The sequence below is a fragment of the Paenarthrobacter sp. NPDC057355 genome (assembly GCF_042667405.1).
Lineage (GTDB): Bacteria > Actinomycetota > Actinomycetes > Actinomycetales > Micrococcaceae > Arthrobacter.
Genome location: NZ_JBHVAL010000002.1, coordinates 121,459 through 139,219 on the forward strand (window position 1 = coordinate 121,459; position 17,761 = coordinate 139,219).

The window sequence follows — 17,761 nt, forward strand, 5'->3', positions numbered from 1 at the left end:
TAATGGGACTGAACCCCGGTCCTGAAACCGGCTGATGATCCGGACATTGTGCAAGGACCGCAACGAGTGTGAAGAGGTAACCGTGGAAGACAGGAAGCTGCGCATCGCAGCTGTTGGAGATGAACTGCTTGCGGGCCTGGGGGATCCCCGCGCCCTGGGCTGGCTCGGAAGAGTCCTTGCCCGCACACCCCAGGACTCCGTCGTGGTGGAAAGCTTTGCGCTCCCCTGTCCCATGGAAGGTACCGAGGGCCTGGCCGCCCGTTGGCAGGACGAGGCCGGCCGGCGCTTCAGCGACACCCACGAAAACCGCTTGGTGATTGGCCTGTCCGGACGCGACCTCGAGTTTGGACTTTCCACGGCCCGGAGCCGGTTGAACCTGGCGAACATCCTTGACGGTGCTTCCCACAGCAGCGTCGAGGTCTTCGTCGTGGGTCCGCCGCCCACTCTTGACCCCGCTCGCAACAAGCGGCTCGCTGAACTCAATACGGCCTTCGCGGACGTGACTACAAGAAGGAACCATCACTACGTTGACACCTTCTCCCCGTTGCTCAATCATGAGCAGTGGAGGACGGACCTCGCAGCCAATGGGGGAACACCGGGCCAGGCAGGCTACGGATTGATTGCGTGGCTGGTACTGCACCGGGGCTGGTTCCAGTGGCTTAATATCGCCCAACCGGAGTAGCCATGACGCGGAACGCGCAGCTTCCTGTAAGAGCATCGTTGGCAGCCACCTTCGCTGCCGTCCTCCTCGCCACAGTTTCCTGCAGTTCCCCTCCCCCAACCCCGTCGGCAGGGTCTTCCAGCGGCACCGCCTCTGCCTCGGCAAACGCTGCCATGCAGCCGTTCGACGCCGGCACGTTACGCACCGAGTTCGAACGTGCCGCCAAGGAAGTCATGGTGCCCGGCGCCGTGGTCCTCTTGCAGACGCCGGATGGGAACCTCTCCTCGTCCTTCGGGACAGGGGTGCGCGGCTCCGATCGTCCGGTGTCGGCGGAGGACCACATCCGCGTCGGTTCCGTCACCAAGACCTGGACCACCACTGTGGTCCTCCAATTGGTCCAGGAGGGCAAGCTGGCCCTGACCGACCCCGTGTCCAGGTTTCGTCCTGATGTCCCCAACGGTGACGCCATCACCCTTGAGCAGATGATGACCATGCGAAGCGGCCTCTTCAACTACACCGAAACCCTTGAGCTCAACACGGCCTTGGACAATCAGCCGCAGAGGCAGTGGAAGCCCGAGGAACTCCTCGCTTTGGCCTTTGCCCATCCGCCGTATTTCGCACCCGGGCAAGGGTTCCACTACTCGAACACGAATACAGTGCTTCTGGGCCTGGTTGCCGAGAAGGTCGAAGGCAAGCCCCTGGGACAGTTGTTCAAGGAACGCATTTTCGGGCCCCTTGGCTTGAAGGGCACGCTCTTCCCGGACAGCTCGTCCAACAGCATTCCGGAACCGCACCCGAAGGGCTACTTTTACGGCGACAACGTACTGACGATGACCAATCCCGCCCTCCCTGAGGACATGCAGAAGGAAGCGTCCACGGGCACACTGGCGCCCAACGACGTCACTGACGTGAACCCATCCTGGGCATGGGCCGCCGGCTCGGGAATTTCCACCGCCGCTGATTTGAAAACCTTGGGCGAAGCGATGGTCAACGGGAAGCTCCTCAATGCGGAGCTGCAGAAAAAGCGCCTCGAGACCTTCTTCCCCACCAAACCTGAGGACCCCAACGGCGCCTCCTACGGCTTGGGAATAGCGAAGTTCGGGAAGCTGTACGGCCACACGGGCGAGCTGCCGGGGTTCAACACCTTCATGGGCAGCGACCCCACCAACGGCGTCACGCTGATTGTTTGGACCAACCTGGCGCCGGCAGCCGACGGGCGCGATCCCGCTGTGGTGATCGCCCGCGCCCTGATCGGCAAGCTGTACCGCGCTTCCTGACGCTGGAAGCCCTTGCCTTCCCACAAGACGCGATATATCGTGATTTTATCAACGCGATATATCGCAACTTGGAGGGATCATGTCAGAGGAACTATGGACCGTGACGGGCCCGCAAACCATCGAAGTAGACAACGTCCGCTCCCTGAAGCTGGGCATCGTCAAAGGTCGCTTCGACATCGTTACGCACGAGGAACCTTTTGTGCGCATCGAAATCAGTGAAATCACGGGCGACCCCCTCACGGTGACGCTGGTGGACGGACGCCTGGAAGTGCGCCACCAGCTGCAGGGCCCCCAGGGGTGGTTCCGCAACCTGATGGGAACGGTCAACAACACCAGCACCAACTCGGTGGTGGTCGGGATTGCGCTGCCACCTGGCGTCGACGTCGAAGCCGGAACGGTGAGCGGCGACGGCATGGTCTCCGGCATCGGTGGCCGCACCCGCCTAAACACCGTGTCCGGTTCGGTCATGGCGGACGGCACCACCGGCGAACTGCACGTGAATACGGTCAGTGGTGAGGTTATCGCCAGGAACCACGACGGCGTCCTGACCGCCAAGAGCGTCTCCGGTGAGGTCACGGCGTCGGGAACCTTCACCAACGTCCGCGCCAGTACGGTCAGCGGCGACCTCAGCTTCGATCTCCAGGACTACACGAACGACCTTGGAGCCAACTCAGTCTCTGGCGACTTGACCATCAGGCTCCCCCACGATGTGGGGCTGGATATCGTGGCCAAGTCGGCAAGCGGAGCTGTGGTGATCGACGACCAGTTGTACGCCCAACCCGGAAGTAATGTGCACACCATCGTGGGACCGGACGAGCGGCTCATGCTTGTCCGCACGAATACGGTGTCCGGCAAGACGTACATCATCCACGGCTCCGCGCCTGCGGCGGGCAACCGCCCGCACCCGCCAGGGGAAGCAGGTCTGTGATGCCTCCGGTGTTCGCCCATGGTGCCCTGCGGCTGTATCTGCTGGCGCTGCTGGAGTCCGGCCCAAAGCATGGCTATGAGCTGATCAAGGCCCTCGGTGACCGCTTCGGCGGGACCTACTCCCCCAGCGCCGGAACCATCTATCCCCGCCTGGGAAAGCTGGAGGAGGAAGGACTCGTCGCCACTGAGACCGAAGGCCGCCGCACCAAGTACTCCATCACTGCAGCCGGGCGCGCTGAACTGGACAGCCGCAGGGAGGAACTTGCTGACGTGGAAGACACCATCTCCGCCTCCGTCAGGCGACTGGCGGACAACTTGCGGGCCGACATACGCAGCAATATGCGTGGTCTTCGAGCCGATCTGGCCGCGACCGCGGAAGCAGCCCGCAGCAGCGCTTCCTCCGCCACGTTCAGGAGCCATACATCGGGCCACACGCCCGAAGGCCAGCGGATCCTGAAGGAAGCAGAATTGATGGTGCAGGCCTTCCGGGACGATATCCGGGTGGAACTGAGACAGCACGGAGCAACCCGGCCCCTGACCCCGGTGGCATTGGAGACCGTGCGGGCGGTGCTGGACCAGGCACGTATCTCCATCCGGAATTCACTGAACAGCTGACCGGTTCGCGGCGCGGCACCCTGATGTGCGAAACTGGAGGGCAGCTCTATTGAGTATCAATCATTGAAGGAGGCCAGCTATGAGCAAGCGTGCACGTAAGCGTCGTGACCGTAAGCGCGGCGGCGCGAACCACGGCAAGCGTCCCAACACCTAAGCCAGCGGCTTAGCGTCAAGGCTTAAAGAGCGGGGGCCCCGGAAACCATGCGGTTTCCGGGGCCCTTGGCGTTAAGCACTCATCAGCAGGGGTGCTGCGAACCAGTCCCTGGATCAGGCATCTACAGGCTTGATGGAATGGATCCTGTCCAGGATGGAGTTCTTGAGGTTCTCGGGCGCGGATTCCGTGCACGAGCGCTTGACCATGGTGCGGATGAGGCACTCCAGGTCGTACTGCTCAGCACACTCATCACACGTGTCCAGGTGCTGCTTGATCTCCGTGAGGTCCTCACGGGTCAAGGCACCATCGAGGTACTCATAGATCCGCTGCATTCGCGTATCGTCGCAATCGCCCAATCCCTGGCAGTCGCTCATTTCTCTTTCTCCTGATTGTTGCTTCCGGCCGCGGCCTGATCTTCGGTGTGGGCCTTGAAGCCCCGTTCGGCGGCGTAGTCCGCCAGCATGTCCCGGAGCATCTTCCTGCCGCGGTGCAATCGCGACATGACAGTGCCGATCGGGGTGTTCATAATCTCCGAGATTTGCTTGTAGGCATATCCCTCAACGTCTGCGAAATAAACAGCCAGCCTGAACTCCTCAGGAATTGCCTGCAACGCATTCTTGACGTCGGAATCCGGCAGATGGTCAAGCGCCTCAGCTTCCGCCGAGCGCAGGCCCGCCGAGGTGTGCGACTCGGCCTTGGCCAGCTGCCAATCCTCGATCGTGTCCGAATTGGACTGCAGCGGTTCACGTTGCCGCTTCCGATAGAGGTTGATGTAGGTGTTGGTCAGGATCCGGTACAGCCACGCCTTGAGGTTGGTTCCTGGCTTGTACTGATGGAAAGCCGAGAATGCCTTGGTGTAGGCCTCCTGGACCAGGTCCTCAGCGTCCGATGGGTTCCGCGCCATCCGCATGGCAGCCGAGTACAGCTGGTCCACATACTGCATGGCGTCGCGCTCAAAACGCTCGCGCCGCTGCTCAGGGCTCTCCGCTGCGATATCGACGGCGGCCTGTTCCGGACCGTTGTCGCCATCGGTCGCTTCGGCTGCTTCGTACATGGCCGCTGCGGCCGGTTCAATGGTGCTCATCGTTGCCAAGTCTACTGTCAGCTTGGGAGAATCCGGCTGCACTCCATACCCGGCCTCCGGTAGAACCATGCGGTCCTTCACCAAAGTCAAAAAACCAACTCCGTTCAGCGAGCGGCAACGCCGTGCCGCAGTCCGGTCTTCACCGCACCTGAAACTCACAACGGTCGCTGCTGGGTAAATATTCCGCAAAGGTGCAAGACTAGAACCCGACTGCACCCCGTGAACACAACAATCATCGAACAGTGTGGCAAGCCACCCAGGAGGCACACCATGTCTTTTATCCGTTTTCTCGCGCGGCCCATGCTCGCGTCCAGCTTTGTCGTTGCAGGTCTGGACAAGCTCAAGAACGCCGATGACACCGCGAAGCAGCTCTCTCCGGTCCTTCGACGTGCCTCGGAATCACTTCCCTTCCGAACCGACGAGAAGACCCTCGCCCGTGTTCTCGGCGGTGCGCAGCTTGGGGCAGGGGTCCTGCTCGGGCTGGGCAAACTGTCGCGTTTTTCGGCCACGGTTCTTGCGTTGACCTCGGCCCTGAACTCCTACGTCGAGTGGCGTTCAGCGGACATCAGCACCAAAGAAGCCCGTAGCGCACGGAAAGCCCAGCTCCTGAAGAACATCTCGCTGACCGGCGGTGTGCTCCTGGCATCGGTGGACACTGAAGGGCGGCCAAGCATTGCCTGGCGCGCAGAGCACCTGGCAGCCGATGCCCGCAAGGTGACCGGCAAGCAGATCAAGAAGGCAGACAAAGCAGTTCGCAAGGCCGTAGACAACGCAGTTGGAGCATAAGGAAGCATGACAGGAACCACCGCCGCCAATACCGAAACAGGCAAAGCCGCCGACCTTCCGCTGTGGCCGGCCCCTTATGCCAAAGGGCCAGTCGATGCCACAGTGACTGTCCCCGGTTCAAAGTCGCTGACCAACCGGTTCCTCGTGTTGGCAGCTTTGGCGGATGGGCCCTCGCGCCTGCGGGCTCCCCTGCATTCGCGTGATTCTGCGCTGATGATCCAGGCCCTGCGCCAATTGGGCGCAACGGTAACAGAGGTCCCCGGTGACGGCGATTACGGACCCGACCTCGAAATCATTCCCCTTGATCCCACGGCCTCCAGCACGGAAACTGCCATCGACTGCGGTTTGGCCGGCACTGTCATGAGGTTCGTGCCCCCGCTGGCTGCTTTGCGCAGCGGTGCCACGATCTTCGACGGCGACCCCCATGCGCGCAACCGTCCGATGGGGACCATCATCGAGGCACTGATTGCTTTGGGAGTGCCGGTTGCAGCGGAAGGCGGCAGGACGCCGTCGGCCCTTCCCTTCACTGTGGAAGGCACCGGCGAGGTGCGTGGCGGGCACCTCGTCATCGATGCCAGCGCTTCTTCCCAGTTTGTCTCGGCCCTGCTGTTGGTGGGCGCGCGCTTTACTGAGGGCCTTCACCTGGAGCACGTGGGCAAACCCGTTCCCAGCCTCGACCACATCGCCATGACCGTCGAGGTTCTCCGGAGTGTTGGCGTGACGGTGGATGACTCGGTACCCAACCACTGGCGCGTCGCTCCCGGCACCATCAGGGCCTTCGACGAGCGCATCGAGCAGGACCTGTCCAATGCCGGGCCGTTCCTGGCTGCCGCACTGGCTACCCGCGGCACAGTCCGAATCCCGAACTGGCCAACAGGCACCACGCAGGTGGGCGATATGTGGCGCACCATCCTGGCAGCCATGGGGGCCACGGTGAGCCTGCATGAGGGAACCTTGACCGTGACCGGCGGAGCATCCATCCATGGCGCCGACTTCGACGAAACCAGCGAACTTGCACCCACGGTCGCCGCTTTGTGCGCCTTGGCCGAAAGCCCCTCGCGGTTGACCGGCATTGCCCACCTGCGCGGCCACGAAACCGACCGACTCGCAGCGCTGGTCACCGAGATCAACCGGCTTGGCGGAGACGCCGAGGAGACTGCCGATGGCTTGGTAATCCGCCCTGCGGCCCTTCATGGCGGGGTGGTGCACAGCTACGCGGACCACCGGATGGCAACCGCCGGCGCCATCCTGGGACTCGCCGTCGAAGGCGTTGAGGTGGAGGACATTGCCACCACGTCCAAAACCATGCCCGAGTTCCCCGAAATGTGGACGCGGATGCTCGAATCCGCCACTGCGGACGGGCACAGCAACTGACCATGGGACGCGACGCACGTTCATGGGATGAATCCGACGTCCGGATCCGGCCGAACAAAAAGGGCACCAGGCCAAGGACAAAGGATCGCCCCAGCCACGACGACGCTGTCATCGGGCGCATCATCACCGTTGACCGCGGACGCTACCGGGCGATCGTGGATGAGGACACTCCCAACGAGCGCGTCGTCATCGCAGCCCGCGCCCGTGAGCTTCGGCGGAACCCCGTAGTGCCAGGCGACTTCGTGGCACTGGTTGGCGACGTCTCCGGGTCACCCGACACCCTGGCACGCCTGGTCCGGGTGGAGGAACGCAGGACGCTGCTTCGGCGCAGCGCGGACGATACAGATCCGATCGAACGCGTAGTGGTAGCCAACGCCGACCAACTGGTGGTGGTGGTTGCAGCGGCCAATCCCGAGCCGCGCACCGGTTTCATCGACCGCGCGTTGGTTGCAGCGTACGACGCCGGCATTGAGCCCTTGCTGCTGATCACAAAGGCCGACGTCAAGGATCCCACGGCGTTGCTGGCGAACTACCTCAGCCTCGATTTCCCCGTGATCATCAGCCGCACCGCCGATTCTGAAGCAAGCGGCATCGATGCCCGTTCCGATGACGGCCTGTCAGCCCGCTTGGACCGGGAAGCAGTGTCCCAACTCCGCTCCTACCTGGGCGGGAAAGTGACGGTCATGCTGGGCCACTCCGGCGTCGGAAAGTCCACGATGGTCAACGCCCTGACCGGAGCTGAACGTGCCACCGGCGGCGTGAACGCAGTCACCGGCCGGGGCCGTCACACGTCCTCTTCAGCCCTGGCCCTCAAGTTGGACGATGCACCGTCCGGCAGTTGGATCATCGACACCCCGGGCATCCGTTCCTTCGGCCTGGCCCACGTGGATCCTGACCGGATACTCCACTCCTTCCCGGATCTTGAGCCTGGCACCGAGACCTGCGACCGCGGCTGCAAGCACGACGCAACCGCCGTGAACTGCGGATTGGATGCTTGGGTCAACGACGGTCATGCCGGACCATCCGGTGTAGCGCGTTTGGCGTCCCTTCGACGCCTTCTGGGCGCGGACCCCCGCCTGGAAGCCAAGGAAGCCAAAGAGCTGGGCACTGTTAACTGACGGTAAGGCCTTAACGTCCCCACCGCCGCCCACGTTTCAGGATAGTTTGGTGGCATGACCCAACCCGCTTCCACCTACAACGACGACCTGCGCCTTGCCCATGTCCTCGCCGATTCCGTCGACGCCCAAACCATGGATCGCTTCAAGGCCCTGGACCTGCAGATCGAAACCAAGCCCGACCTCACACCGGTCACCGATGCAGACAAGGCCGCTGAGGAAGCCATTCGCGGTCAATTGTCGCGCTCGCGTCCCCGTGATGCGGTCCTGGGGGAAGAGTTCGGAAGCAGCGGGCACGGCTCACGACGTTGGATCATCGATCCCATCGACGGCACAAAGAATTTTGTCCGGGGCGTTCCTGTGTGGGCGACGCTGATCGCACTCGTTGATGAAGGTGAACCAGTTGTAGGCGTGGTCAGCGCTCCTGCCCTGGGCAAACGTTGGTGGGCGGCCAAGGACATGGGTGCTTACATGGGCCGGTCCCTGGCATCGGCAACCCGCTTGAAGGTCTCCAACGTCTCCCGCCTTGCCGACGCGTCCATGTCCTACTCCAGCCTGTCCGGCTGGAAAGAGCGGGGCAACCTGGACGAGTTCCTGGGGCTCACCGAGGATCTCTGGCGCACGCGCGCCTACGGCGACTTCTGGTCCTATTGCATGGTGGCCGAGGGCGCGGTGGACATCGCCTGCGAACCTGAGCTGAACCTCTACGACATGGCCGCTCTCGTTCCCATCGTGACCGAAGCCGGTGGACGCTTTACCTCCCTGGAAGGTGAAGACGGCCCCTTCGGCGGCAACGCCCTGGCCACAAACTCCATCCTCCACTCGGAGGTCCTGAAGCGCCTCAACCCTGGTTTGGACGATCTCCTACAGCCTCCTGCCTAAGTCGTGGCACCTTAAGGTTCATCGAATTTTCGACGGCGGTTGCCCCCTTTTTGGGGCAACCGCCGCTTTTTATTCGCAGGAAGGCCCGTTTTCCAACTCACGTAACAAACGGCTTAACAAAAGTCCGCGGCTTTGGACCCTTCCACGGACGTGCCTTAGCCTTTTTTACAGGTCACGAGTGCCAGCGCTAAACCCCGGTTAGCTGGCCGGCAACCCTCCATTCGCGGTGGGGTGCCCCGGGTGACGACCCGGCCGGTCCGGAACGGATGCGGCAAGCGCGGATCCCCCTGAGGGGGTCCCTCTTGAGTGAGGTCCCATGAGCACTGTCACGTTCAACTCAAACATCATTCCTTCCTTCATCGAAGACTCCCCCACTGCTGCCGCGGCCCGTCCGCTCGCTGCCGTTACCGGCGCGGAACTGCAGGCCCCTCTGATTCAGGGCGGCCACGTCCGCTATGCGAACCTCGACTATGGCGCCTCGGCTCCAGCATTGACGATCGTTTCCGCCTACCTCAACGAGGTCCTGCCTTACTACGCCAGCGTCCACCGCGGGGCGGGATTCGCCTCGCAGATCAGCACCTCCGTGTATGAAAATTCGCGGAACATTGTCCGTGAGTTCGTTGGCGGACGTGCCGATGACTCCGTCATCTTCACCCGGAACACCACGGACTCGCTGAACCTGTTGGCCGGCTGCCTTCCCCAGGAGGACGGGCAGTTCGCCGGGGAGGTCCTGTACTTGGACATTGAGCATCACGCGAACCTGTTGCCTTGGCAGGGAGTCCCGCACCGCAGCGTAGTTGCAGAGTCCACCTTGGCCGGCACCGTAGCCAAAATCGAAGCCGAACTGGCCCAGGGCGGCGTCAGCCTGCTTGCGGTAACCGGCGCTTCGAATGTCACCGGTGAGATCCTGCCCATCGCCCAGCTGGCGTCCTTGGCGCACCAGTACGGTGCGAGGATCGTCGTGGATGCCGCCCAACTCGCTCCGCACCGCCGCGTTAATATCGCAGAAGCGGACGTCGACTACATCGTCTTCTCCGGACACAAGCTCTATGCGCCATTCGGTGCAGGAGTTGTCGTGGGCCGCCCGGATTGGCTCGACGCCGGCATCCCGCACCTGGCAGGTGGCGGCGCTGTCCGCGAAGCCCGCCTGGATTCGGTGAGCTGGGCCACGGGCCCGGCCCGGCACGAAGGTGGCTCCCCCAACGTCCTCGGAGCTGCGACACTCGCCCGTGCTACCCAAGTCCTCGCGGCCTTGGACGAGGACGCCTGGCACGCTCACGAAGCCGGCATCCGCAGCTACCTGGTTGAGGGCCTCGAGGCCATCGACGGCGTAACGGTCCACCGGATCTTCAGCGACTCCGAGGACACCATCGGTGTGGTCAACTTCTCCGTTGAAGGATTCGACGCCGGGCTGGTCGCCGCGTATCTGGCCGCCGAGCACGGAGTGGGCCTCCGCGATGGCCGCTTCTGTGCCCACCCGTTGCTCAAGCGCCTGGGGCTGCCCTCTGGTTCCCTGCGGGCAAGCTTCGGCGTCGGCTCCCGGTTGGAGGACGCCACCAGGCTGCTTGCGGGCATCCAGGAACTCAAGCGCAACGGTTTGGGCTGGGACTACGTCGTGGACGAAGGCCGCTGGGTACCTGCCAACGACCACCGCAGCTACCCGGAGTGGGCGCCAAACACCCCGGGAACCGCAGGCGCAGCTCCCTGCACTGTCGACTAAAGAGCGCACCGTCGACCAACGGCGCAGCTGACCAAGCGCAAATCCCGGACTGAGGGTAAATTCGTAGGGTATCTTTTGGCTACCCCGTGAAGGAGTTCTGCGTGTCCCTGCGCACACCGGAAGGCGCTCCCGGCATACCCGGTCCCGCCGGGCCCCGTGGCCCCAAGCTCCATGCCTCGCGTCGGCATGAGCTTGGCCAGAGCTTCCAGGACGGCGGGGAGCACTATGACCGTGTGCGGCCCGGCTATCCGCTGGACTCCGTGGACTGGCTCGTACCCGAGGGGTCAGCAACCGCCGCAGATCTCGGCGCAGGTACGGGGAAGTTCAGTGCCCTTTTGGCCGAACGCGGACTTAGGGTCGTCGCCGTCGATCCTTCCACCGACATGTTGGAGCAACTGCGCAAGTCATATCCCGATATTCACGCATCGGAGGGAACGGCCGAGGCAACAGGGCTGGCGGACTCAGCATTCGACGTCGTCAGCGTTGCCCAGGCCTGGCACTGGTGTGAACCGCTCAAAGCCAGCACGGAAATTGCACGAATCCTCAGGCCCCACGGCGTACTGGGCTTGATCTGGAACCAACTGGACACTTCCGTTCCGTGGGTCCACCGGCTCTCCCGCATCATGCACGCCGGAGACGTCCACAAGCCGGGATTCCGGCCAATTATCGGTCCGGAATTCCAAGGGTTGGAGCGCCACCTCACTGAGTGGGCGGATCCGTTGACGCCCGAGGACATCATGGAGCTGACCAAGTCGCGCAGTTACTACCTTCGCGCCAACGAAGCCACCCGCGCCAAAGTCATGGGCAACCTGCAGTGGTACCTTTACGAACACCTCGGCCATGCGCCGGGCGACACTGTACAGCTTCCCTACCTGACGCAGACCTGGCGGGCATATAAAGTCCACGATGCCTCGCCACGGTAGGCTTGGACTGTGAAGACCAGTACGCCCTCCTCCTCGATCGAGGACTACGTCAAGGTCATTTACTCCTATACGGAGTGGCAGGACAAGCCGATCACGTCCTCGCAGCTCGCCCTGCGCCTTGGCGTCGCCAATTCGTCAGTGTCCGAGATGGTGCGCAAGCTCAAGGACCAGGGCCTGGTTGACCATCAGCCCTACAGCGCAATCCGCCTTACCCCGGAAGGCATGCGCCTGGCCCTTTCCATGGTCCGCAGGCACCGCCTCATCGAAACGTACTTGGTGGAGGAACTCGGTTACAGCTGGGACGAAGTCCATGACGAGGCCGAGATGTTGGAGCACGCGGTGTCCGATACTTTCATCGAACGCATGGCTGCGAAGCTTGGCCACCCTGCGCGCGACCCGCACGGTGATCCCATCCCCTCTGCTGACGGCACCGTGGAACTGCCGCATGCTTACCGCATGATCGAACTCGACCAGGGACACTCTGGCCGCATCACCCGTATCAGCGACGACAACCCCGATCTCCTGAGGTACCTGGCCGCAGAGGACATCCCGCTGGACGCGCCCGTTGAGGTAATGGGCCGCAAGCCTTTCGGTGGAGCGTTGGTGGTCCGGATCGGAAGCGGTCTAAACGGCCGCGAATTTGATCTCGCCGATGAAGTCGCCTCCGCTCTATGGGTTCAGAGCGCAGGCTCCCACCCAGGCTGCGTGCTTCCGGCCCGCTGACCCGGGCGGCACCCATGGTCAGCTGCGCTGCCCGGCGGGACCGCCGTCGTCCGACGCTGCGCCGGATTCACGGTCAGCGGCGGCTGGCGCTGGTGCGGGCGGGTTGCGGATCCCGACGGCGGACGCAACGGCGCCGGCCAGGAAAAGAACCGCCGTGGCCACCAAGGCGTTGTAGAGTCCTTGCCTGTTGAAGGCCGGCCCTACAATCACTCCCGCGAAAGCGATGGCGATCAACCCTGCGATACGGGCGACGGCATTGTTGACGGCTGATCCGATTCCGGCTTCTGCCTGCGGGACAGCCCCAAGGATTGCTGCCGTCAGCGGCGCTACCAGCGTCGCAAGTCCAACGCCGAAGACGATCTGGCCCGGCAGCACCTGCGTCCAGTAGTTGAGGGGCTCCTGCACTGACAGCGACATCAGGAAACCCACACCGCATAGCAGCGGACCCGCAGTCATGAACCAGCGGGGACCGTACTTACCGGCAAGCCCGCCGAAGTACGACGCCCCAACCATCAGAATGACAGTTCCCGGCAGCAAGGCCATGCCCGCGACCGTGGCGCCCAGTCCTCCCACCTGTTGCAGATAGATTCCCATCACGAAGAAACCAAGCGATATCCCGGCGTAGATTGCCAGCGTTGCCAGATTCCCCCAGGCGAAATTTCGTATGGCGAACAACCCCAGCGGCAACATGGGATCGGCTGTTCGACCCTCATGGACCAGGAACAGGATCATGGCCAGCACCCACAGCGCCAAGGGCACCCACACCTGCGGGCTCCCCCACCCCAGGCGTCCCTGCTCGATGAACGCGAACACCGGTCCACCGAGGCCGGCCATGGCCAGGAAAGCGCCAAGATAATCGATCCGCTTTGTCTTGTCCCGGGCTTCGTCTGAGGCGCGAAGGCCCGCAAGGACCGGCCAGATTGCCACTGCGGGGACCACATTAATGAAGAATATGACCCGCCAGGAAAGAAGGTCCACGGCAGCGCCGCCGATCAGGGGGGCAACGATTGCCGCAGCGCTGGTCCATCCCGACCATTGTCCGATGGCTTTCGACTGTGCAGGCCCGGAAAACGAAGTAATGATCATCGCCAATGAACTTGGCACCAGCAGTGCACCGGCAATCCCCTGCAGGGCCCGCGAAACCACCAGGATTTCTCCTGTCCACGCCAAACCGCAGAGCATCGAGGTCACTGCAAAGCCTGCCAGGCCCCACTCAAGGATCCGAGCCCTCCCAAAATGGTCGGATAAGGAACCCGCCACCAGGATCAGCGCCCCCAGCGTCAAAAGATAGGAGTCCACCACCCACTGCTGGATCACCAGGCCGCCACCCAGTTCCCGGCCGATGGCCGGCAGTGCGAGATTGACCACAAAACCGTCCAGTATGGCGATGAAGGACGCCACGATTGCCACGACAAGAACCCGTTTTTGCAGGGGGGTACTCGGCGGCAGGGCAGGAGCGTCAGTCATGAGCACAGCCTACGCCCGCCAAGTCCCGTATCGTTGTATGGTGATCAGCAGACGTGATGCCGCTTTGGCTCTTGATATTCCGATGGAAATGGCCCAACGCCACGGCATTCCGTCCCGCCTCTCCGAGGCCGATCTTCGGCAGTTGCAGGACAATCCTCCGGCATGGCTGGTGCAGTCGCGAGCCAACCGGACAGGAAAGCGACCGGTCTGGGTCCACCTCAGCTGTGCCGTATGCGGCTACACCGAGGCTGTCCGCCCCAAGAAATGGTGGCCCGACTTTTCCTTCGTCTACTGCGGAACCCACAGAAATAGTGAGCTGCCCAAGCTCTTCCTTGGTGAAGTCCGAAGTGAGTACGACGGAGTGGGCAGCCGCTTCGTCGGCGTCGTGGATGTGCCGGAGAGCAAAGCCTGACCTGCCCTCACTGCCGGCTCATTTCCGATGGGAAAGCGGTCAGCTGGACGGTCTTGCCGTCCCGAAGTACCGTCAAGGGGAAGGGCTGGCCGATGGCTCCTTCAAAGAGCAATTTCTGAAGGCTTTCCGCACTGGATACTGCCCGGCCCTGCGCGCGAAGCACCAGGTCCCCGGGCAGCAACCCGGACTTCTCGGCAGGAGAGCCGGCAATGACCTCGACCACCCGCAAACCTTCTTTCTGGCCCGTCCTCACCACAGCACTGGCGTCGAGCGGAATAGGAGTGCTCACCAGTCCCAGATAAGCGCGGCGGACGCGGCCATCCCTGAGGAGCGAGCCGATGATGCGTTGGGTTGTTGCATTGATGGGCACGGCCAGGCCGAGTCCCAAGCCTGCAACAGCGGTGTTGATCCCTACGATCCGGCCCTTGGTGTCCGCCAACGCACCTCCTGAGTTCCCGGGATTGAGGGCTGCATCGGTTTGTATGACGTCCTCGATGACCCGACGGTGCTCACCGGACCGGACGGGGATGGACCGCCCCAAACCGCTCACCACTCCGGCGGTCACGGAACCGGCGAGTCCCAGTGGATTTCCCACGGCAATCACCAGTTGGCCCACGCGCAAGGTATCGGCATCGCCCAGCAGGGCCGGTGCAGGGGTGGACTTGAGCCCACGTACTACGGCAAGGTCAGACAAGGGATCCGCTCCCACCAATTCAACGTCCGTCTGCTTGCCATCGGCGAAGACAGCCCTGCCGGATTGGAGACCGGCAACCACGTGGGCGTTGGTCAGCATGTAACCGTCCGCGGTGAAGACCACTGCGGAGCCGCTGCCGACGCGGACTTGGCCCCGGCGCCCCGTACTCATCATTTCGATGGCGGCAACATGGGGCGTTACGGACTCCGCCACCCTGATCACCACCCGTGAGTAGTCGTCGAGGGCCTGCCCCTCGTCCGGGTCCTCCATCGCGAAATCCGGCTCGATGCTCATCCTGTGCCTCCCGCTGCCTGACCAGCGCTGCCTGCCGTCACACCCGGCGAAGCGCCTATCCACTTCAACGGTCGAGGCCGCGCCCGTAGTCCTGTGCGCGCTACGCCGTGGGTGAACGCCTGGATCGCGGCACTTGGCCCGGAGCACGGCAAAGCCCCTGGACCGCGAGGGTCCAGGGGCTTTGCCAAGGGTGGAGATGGGGGGAATTGAACCCCCGTCCGATGTCGTGTTGTCAGGGCTTCTCCGGGCGCAGTTCGCGTCGGATTTTCTCGGCCCCAGCCATCCTGCGAACAGGTGGCTGATCCGGGCCCAGTCATCTAAAAGTCCCGTTTACCTCAATGACGAAGGCAAACAGCAGTGGCTATCTAAATGACGCCAGGAACCGGGGCGATAGCAACCCCGGGCTGACGGACTGTCTTACTGCTTAGGCAGCGAGAGCGAAGTCAGTGCGCTTAGATTCGGCACTTATTGGTTTGCAGACAGCGTTTACGAGATAATTCTGCATCCTCGGCCCGCTTCACCTGTCGCGACTAACATCGTCGAAACCGATCATCCCCGTATTTTGTTACCAAACCCGGCAGGAACCACGTGGGTCCCTGTCGGACTACCAATCATAACGCATTCAGGCGGCTTGTCATTCCCGTTGGCGCCGTGCGTCTTTTTTAGCGTCGGTTGCGCTCACGCAGCTCGCGAAGGGATTCGCGCTTGTCCTGCTGCTCGCGCAGCGTCTGCCGCTTGTCGTAGTCCTTCTTACCTCGGGCGATGGCGATTTCCACCTTGGCCCGTCCGTCCAGGAAGTACAGCTGGAGGGGCACGACAGTAAAGCCCGACTCACGGATCTTGTGCGAGATCTTGTTCAGTTCCTCGCGGTGCAGCAGGAGCTTACGACGACGGCGGGCGGCGTGGTTGGTCCAGCTCCCCTGGTTGTATTCGGGAATGTGGATACCTTCCATCCACAGCTCGTCGTTGTAGAAGGTGCAGAAGCCATCGACCATGGAGGCATGGCCTTCACGGAGGGATTTCACCTCCGTACCCATCAACGCGATGCCGGCCTCGTAGGTATCGAGGACATGGTAGTCATGCCGGGCCTTCCGATTGGTGGCCACTACCTTACGGCCACTTTCCTTGGGCACGGTAGAACTCCTTAGTAGATGCGGATTTGAACCAGTGTACGCCAGCGGAGGCGCATTTTCGGACCCTAGAGGAGGGTCATGGGATCCACCGCTGTGCCATTGAGCCACGTCTCGAAGTGCGCGTGGCAACCCGTGGAGTTACCGGTGCTCCCGGAATAGGCAATGAGCTGGCCCTGTGCCACCCTCTGTCCGTTCGCCACCACGATGCTGCTGTTGTGGTAATAAATGGTGGTCAACGAGTTTCCTTGCACGACGCCGTGGGATAGCTTGACGCGCCACCCGCCGCCATCGGCGGAGTTCCATCCTGAGTTGAAAACCTCGCCCGCTGCGGCGGCGTAGACAGGCGTTCCACACGCGGCGCCGAAGTCGATGCCGGTGTGCATGTAACCGCCGGTGCCGTAGAAATCGATGGTTCCTGGCGGCGTCGCACGCCATCCGAAGCCGGAAGTGATCGGAACGTAACTGGCGAAGGGATGACGCAAGCCAAATGCCGACGGCGAGCCGGCAGCAGGCGGGACGTACGGCGTCTCGGGAGGTGCCGGCCGGCCGGCGGCAGCTGCTGCTGCTGCGGCCGCTGCTTCTGCTTCTGCGGCGAGGCGGCGCTGTTCTGCTTCCCATGCTTCGCGCAGCTTCCGGTCACGCTCAACAATTTCGGCGGCAACTGTGTCCTGCTCTGCCTTTACCCGGGCAAGGTTTGCTTCAATCCCGGGCTTGGCTGCCTGCAGCTGTCCATTAAGGCGCGTTGTGTCCTCGATCAGCTTGTCCACTTCGGCCTTTTTGCTGGCGGCCTCGTCCCTCGCGGATTTCTCCCTTTCAAGCGCGGCGTCAGCCTTGGCCTTCAGATCCTGGATTTCTTCCTCGACTGCCACGAGCCTCGCCTGCGAGTTTACGTTGGTCGCATTCTGCTGGGTCAGCTTGGTCATTGCCGCGTTTTGGCTTCGCATGGCCTGGTCCGCCAGGTCCATGGACTCGGTCAAATTGCCGTTCTCACTGGAGCCGAACAAGAGGGCAACGTTGGTAGGCACGCCACCGGACTTGTAGGCCTGGGAAGCGATCTGCCCAATCAGTTTCTTGGTATCGCTGATTTTCTGCTTGTCGTTTTCCAGCTGTTCGGTGATCTTAGCCTTGTTCTGCTGTGCCAGCTCAACGCGGGCGGCCAAGGCTTCCACTTCCTTGACGGCGCTGGCGACCCGGCCCTGAGCCTCCAAAAGGGCCTGCTGGGCACCCGGAAGGCGGCCCTGGTAGATCACAAGGTCTCCGGCGGCTTTGGCGATGTTTGCGTCAACGAACTCCAAGGATGCCTGGACGCGCGCTGCTTCTGCTTCCAGTGCTGCTTGCTGGTCCTCCAGGTTGTCCGCATGGGCAACCGGCGCCCCGGACAGGAGACTGACGGCCAGCCCGACGGCGAGGACGGCACCCATCATCCGCGCCTGGCCCGACGCCAAGCGCCGCCGCAGGGAAATCCGGTCCAACGTGGTCATCAGGAATCCTTTTCGATTGCAACAGTGGAAAGTCCAGGG

19 protein-coding genes, 1 other RNA gene and 1 riboswitch are annotated in these 17,761 nt (G+C 62.8%); of the genes, 13 read left to right on the top strand and 7 right to left on the bottom strand.

All coding sequences use genetic code 11. The features are described from left to right. Positions 1–34: 34 nt before the first annotated feature. The 5 genes from ACFUOZ_RS04495 (at position 35) to ACFUOZ_RS04515 (ending at position 3,634) form a co-directional block, all read left to right on the top strand. Positions 35–682 (top strand): GDSL-type esterase/lipase family protein, encoded by a 648-nt coding sequence (locus ACFUOZ_RS04495; RefSeq protein ID WP_144659834.1) that lies wholly within the window; start codon positions 35–37, stop codon positions 680–682. A 2-nt stretch (positions 683–684) separates the two neighbouring features. Continuing rightward, positions 685–1,938: a serine hydrolase domain-containing protein gene (locus tag ACFUOZ_RS04500; RefSeq protein WP_377545182.1), complete on the top strand. Its 1,254-nt coding sequence runs from the start codon at positions 685–687 to the stop codon at positions 1,936–1,938. A 79-nt stretch (positions 1,939–2,017) separates the two neighbouring features. Further along, complete coding sequence (locus ACFUOZ_RS04505) at positions 2,018–2,866, top strand: DUF4097 domain-containing protein (protein WP_377545184.1); 849 nt, start codon at positions 2,018–2,020, stop codon at positions 2,864–2,866. After that, positions 2,866–3,480 carry a PadR family transcriptional regulator gene (locus ACFUOZ_RS04510; RefSeq protein ID WP_377545186.1) on the top strand — a complete coding sequence of 205 codons (615 nt, stop codon included), beginning with the start codon at positions 2,866–2,868 and terminating at the stop codon, positions 3,478–3,480. The genes ACFUOZ_RS04505 and ACFUOZ_RS04510 overlap by 1 nt, the downstream gene beginning before the upstream one ends. Before the next feature lie 79 nt (positions 3,481–3,559). Further along, complete coding sequence (locus tag ACFUOZ_RS04515) at positions 3,560–3,634, top strand: 50S ribosomal protein bL37 (protein ID WP_369299106.1); 75 nt, start codon at positions 3,560–3,562, stop codon at positions 3,632–3,634. Positions 3,635–3,747: 113 nt separating this feature from the next. Here ACFUOZ_RS04515 and rsrA read toward each other — a convergent pair whose 3' ends face one another. Then, on the bottom strand, positions 3,748–4,008 hold the full coding sequence (gene rsrA, locus ACFUOZ_RS04520) for a mycothiol system anti-sigma-R factor (protein WP_377545188.1): 261 nt from the start codon (positions 4,006–4,008) through the stop codon (positions 3,748–3,750). Further along, complete coding sequence (locus tag ACFUOZ_RS04525; RefSeq protein WP_377545190.1) at positions 4,005–4,808, bottom strand: sigma-70 family RNA polymerase sigma factor; 804 nt, start codon at positions 4,806–4,808, stop codon at positions 4,005–4,007. Before ACFUOZ_RS04525 ends, rsrA begins: the two co-directional genes overlap by 4 nt. A 180-nt stretch (positions 4,809–4,988) precedes the next feature. Here ACFUOZ_RS04525 and ACFUOZ_RS04530 point away from each other — a divergent pair, with 180 nt between their 5' ends. The 7 genes from ACFUOZ_RS04530 (at position 4,989) to ACFUOZ_RS04560 (ending at position 12,241) form a co-directional block, all read left to right on the top strand. Then, a complete protein-coding gene (locus ACFUOZ_RS04530; RefSeq protein WP_377545192.1) occupies positions 4,989–5,504 on the top strand; it encodes a DoxX family membrane protein in 516 nt (171 codons plus the stop codon). Between the two features lie 6 nt (positions 5,505–5,510). Then, positions 5,511–6,878, top strand: coding sequence for a 3-phosphoshikimate 1-carboxyvinyltransferase (gene aroA, locus ACFUOZ_RS04535; protein ID WP_377545194.1), 1,368 nt, complete (start codon positions 5,511–5,513; stop codon positions 6,876–6,878). A 2-nt stretch (positions 6,879–6,880) separates the two neighbouring features. After that, positions 6,881–7,996, top strand: coding sequence for a ribosome small subunit-dependent GTPase A (locus ACFUOZ_RS04540; protein WP_377545196.1), 1,116 nt, complete (start codon positions 6,881–6,883; stop codon positions 7,994–7,996). Between the two features lie 54 nt (positions 7,997–8,050). Next, on the top strand, positions 8,051–8,875 hold the full coding sequence (hisN, locus tag ACFUOZ_RS04545; RefSeq protein WP_144659826.1) for a histidinol-phosphatase: 825 nt from the start codon (positions 8,051–8,053) through the stop codon (positions 8,873–8,875). A gap of 170 nt (positions 8,876–9,045) precedes the next feature. Next, positions 9,046–9,159, top strand: a riboswitch (SAM riboswitch). A 32-nt stretch (positions 9,160–9,191) separates the two neighbouring features. After that, positions 9,192–10,595 carry an aminotransferase class V-fold PLP-dependent enzyme gene (locus tag ACFUOZ_RS04550; protein WP_377545198.1) on the top strand — a complete coding sequence of 468 codons (1,404 nt, stop codon included), beginning with the start codon at positions 9,192–9,194 and terminating at the stop codon, positions 10,593–10,595. 101 nt (positions 10,596–10,696) lie between these two features. Next, entirely contained in the window at positions 10,697–11,518 is an 822-nt protein-coding gene (locus ACFUOZ_RS04555) for a class I SAM-dependent methyltransferase (RefSeq protein WP_377545200.1), read from the top strand. A gap of 9 nt (positions 11,519–11,527) precedes the next feature. Next, entirely contained in the window at positions 11,528–12,241 is a 714-nt protein-coding gene (locus ACFUOZ_RS04560; RefSeq protein ID WP_377545202.1) for a metal-dependent transcriptional regulator, read from the top strand. Between the two features lie 18 nt (positions 12,242–12,259). Here ACFUOZ_RS04560 and ACFUOZ_RS04565 read toward each other — a convergent pair whose 3' ends face one another. Continuing rightward, on the bottom strand, positions 12,260–13,714 hold the full coding sequence (locus ACFUOZ_RS04565; protein ID WP_377545204.1) for an MFS transporter: 1,455 nt from the start codon (positions 13,712–13,714) through the stop codon (positions 12,260–12,262). A gap of 76 nt (positions 13,715–13,790) precedes the next feature. Between ACFUOZ_RS04565 and ACFUOZ_RS04570 the strand changes: the two genes are divergently transcribed. Further along, on the top strand, positions 13,791–14,120 hold the full coding sequence (locus ACFUOZ_RS04570; protein ID WP_377545545.1) for a hypothetical protein: 330 nt from the start codon (positions 13,791–13,793) through the stop codon (positions 14,118–14,120). A gap of 7 nt (positions 14,121–14,127) precedes the next feature. Here ACFUOZ_RS04570 and ACFUOZ_RS04575 read toward each other — a convergent pair whose 3' ends face one another. The 4 genes from ACFUOZ_RS04575 to ACFUOZ_RS04590 form a co-directional block, all read right to left on the bottom strand. Continuing rightward, complete coding sequence (locus tag ACFUOZ_RS04575) at positions 14,128–15,108, bottom strand: S1C family serine protease (RefSeq protein ID WP_377545206.1); 981 nt, start codon at positions 15,106–15,108, stop codon at positions 14,128–14,130. A gap of 188 nt (positions 15,109–15,296) precedes the next feature. Beyond that, positions 15,297–15,665: a transfer-messenger RNA gene (ssrA, locus tag ACFUOZ_RS04580) on the bottom strand. Between the two features lie 105 nt (positions 15,666–15,770). Beyond that, the gene (smpB, locus tag ACFUOZ_RS04585) at positions 15,771–16,241 is read right to left on the bottom strand and encodes an SsrA-binding protein SmpB (RefSeq protein WP_262275400.1); all 471 of its coding nucleotides are present in this window, start codon (positions 16,239–16,241) and stop codon (positions 15,771–15,773) included. Between the two features lie 65 nt (positions 16,242–16,306). After that, entirely contained in the window at positions 16,307–17,722 is a 1,416-nt protein-coding gene (locus ACFUOZ_RS04590; protein ID WP_377545209.1) for a peptidoglycan DD-metalloendopeptidase family protein, read from the bottom strand. Between the last annotated feature and the right edge of the window lie 39 nt (positions 17,723–17,761).

Coding starts and splice junctions, on each gene's coding strand:
- ACFUOZ_RS04590 (WP_377545209.1), bottom strand. CDS start 17,722: ATGACCACGTTGGACCGGATTTCCCTGCGGCGGCGCTTGGCGTCGGGC.
- ACFUOZ_RS04510 (WP_377545186.1), top strand. CDS start 2,866: ATGCCTCCGGTGTTCGCCCATGGTGCCCTGCGGCTGTATCTGCTGGCG.
- rsrA (WP_377545188.1), bottom strand. CDS start 4,008: ATGAGCGACTGCCAGGGATTGGGCGATTGCGACGATACGCGAATGCAG.
- ACFUOZ_RS04530 (WP_377545192.1), top strand. CDS start 4,989: ATGTCTTTTATCCGTTTTCTCGCGCGGCCCATGCTCGCGTCCAGCTTT.
- hisN (WP_144659826.1), top strand. CDS start 8,051: ATGACCCAACCCGCTTCCACCTACAACGACGACCTGCGCCTTGCCCAT.
- ACFUOZ_RS04500 (WP_377545182.1), top strand. CDS start 685: ATGACGCGGAACGCGCAGCTTCCTGTAAGAGCATCGTTGGCAGCCACC.
- ACFUOZ_RS04505 (WP_377545184.1), top strand. CDS start 2,018: ATGTCAGAGGAACTATGGACCGTGACGGGCCCGCAAACCATCGAAGTA.
- aroA (WP_377545194.1), top strand. CDS start 5,511: ATGACAGGAACCACCGCCGCCAATACCGAAACAGGCAAAGCCGCCGAC.
- ACFUOZ_RS04540 (WP_377545196.1), top strand. CDS start 6,881: ATGGGACGCGACGCACGTTCATGGGATGAATCCGACGTCCGGATCCGG.
- ACFUOZ_RS04570 (WP_377545545.1), top strand. CDS start 13,791: ATGGAAATGGCCCAACGCCACGGCATTCCGTCCCGCCTCTCCGAGGCC.
- ACFUOZ_RS04495 (WP_144659834.1), top strand. CDS start 35: ATGATCCGGACATTGTGCAAGGACCGCAACGAGTGTGAAGAGGTAACC.
- ACFUOZ_RS04575 (WP_377545206.1), bottom strand. CDS start 15,108: ATGAGCATCGAGCCGGATTTCGCGATGGAGGACCCGGACGAGGGGCAG.
- ACFUOZ_RS04550 (WP_377545198.1), top strand. CDS start 9,192: ATGAGCACTGTCACGTTCAACTCAAACATCATTCCTTCCTTCATCGAA.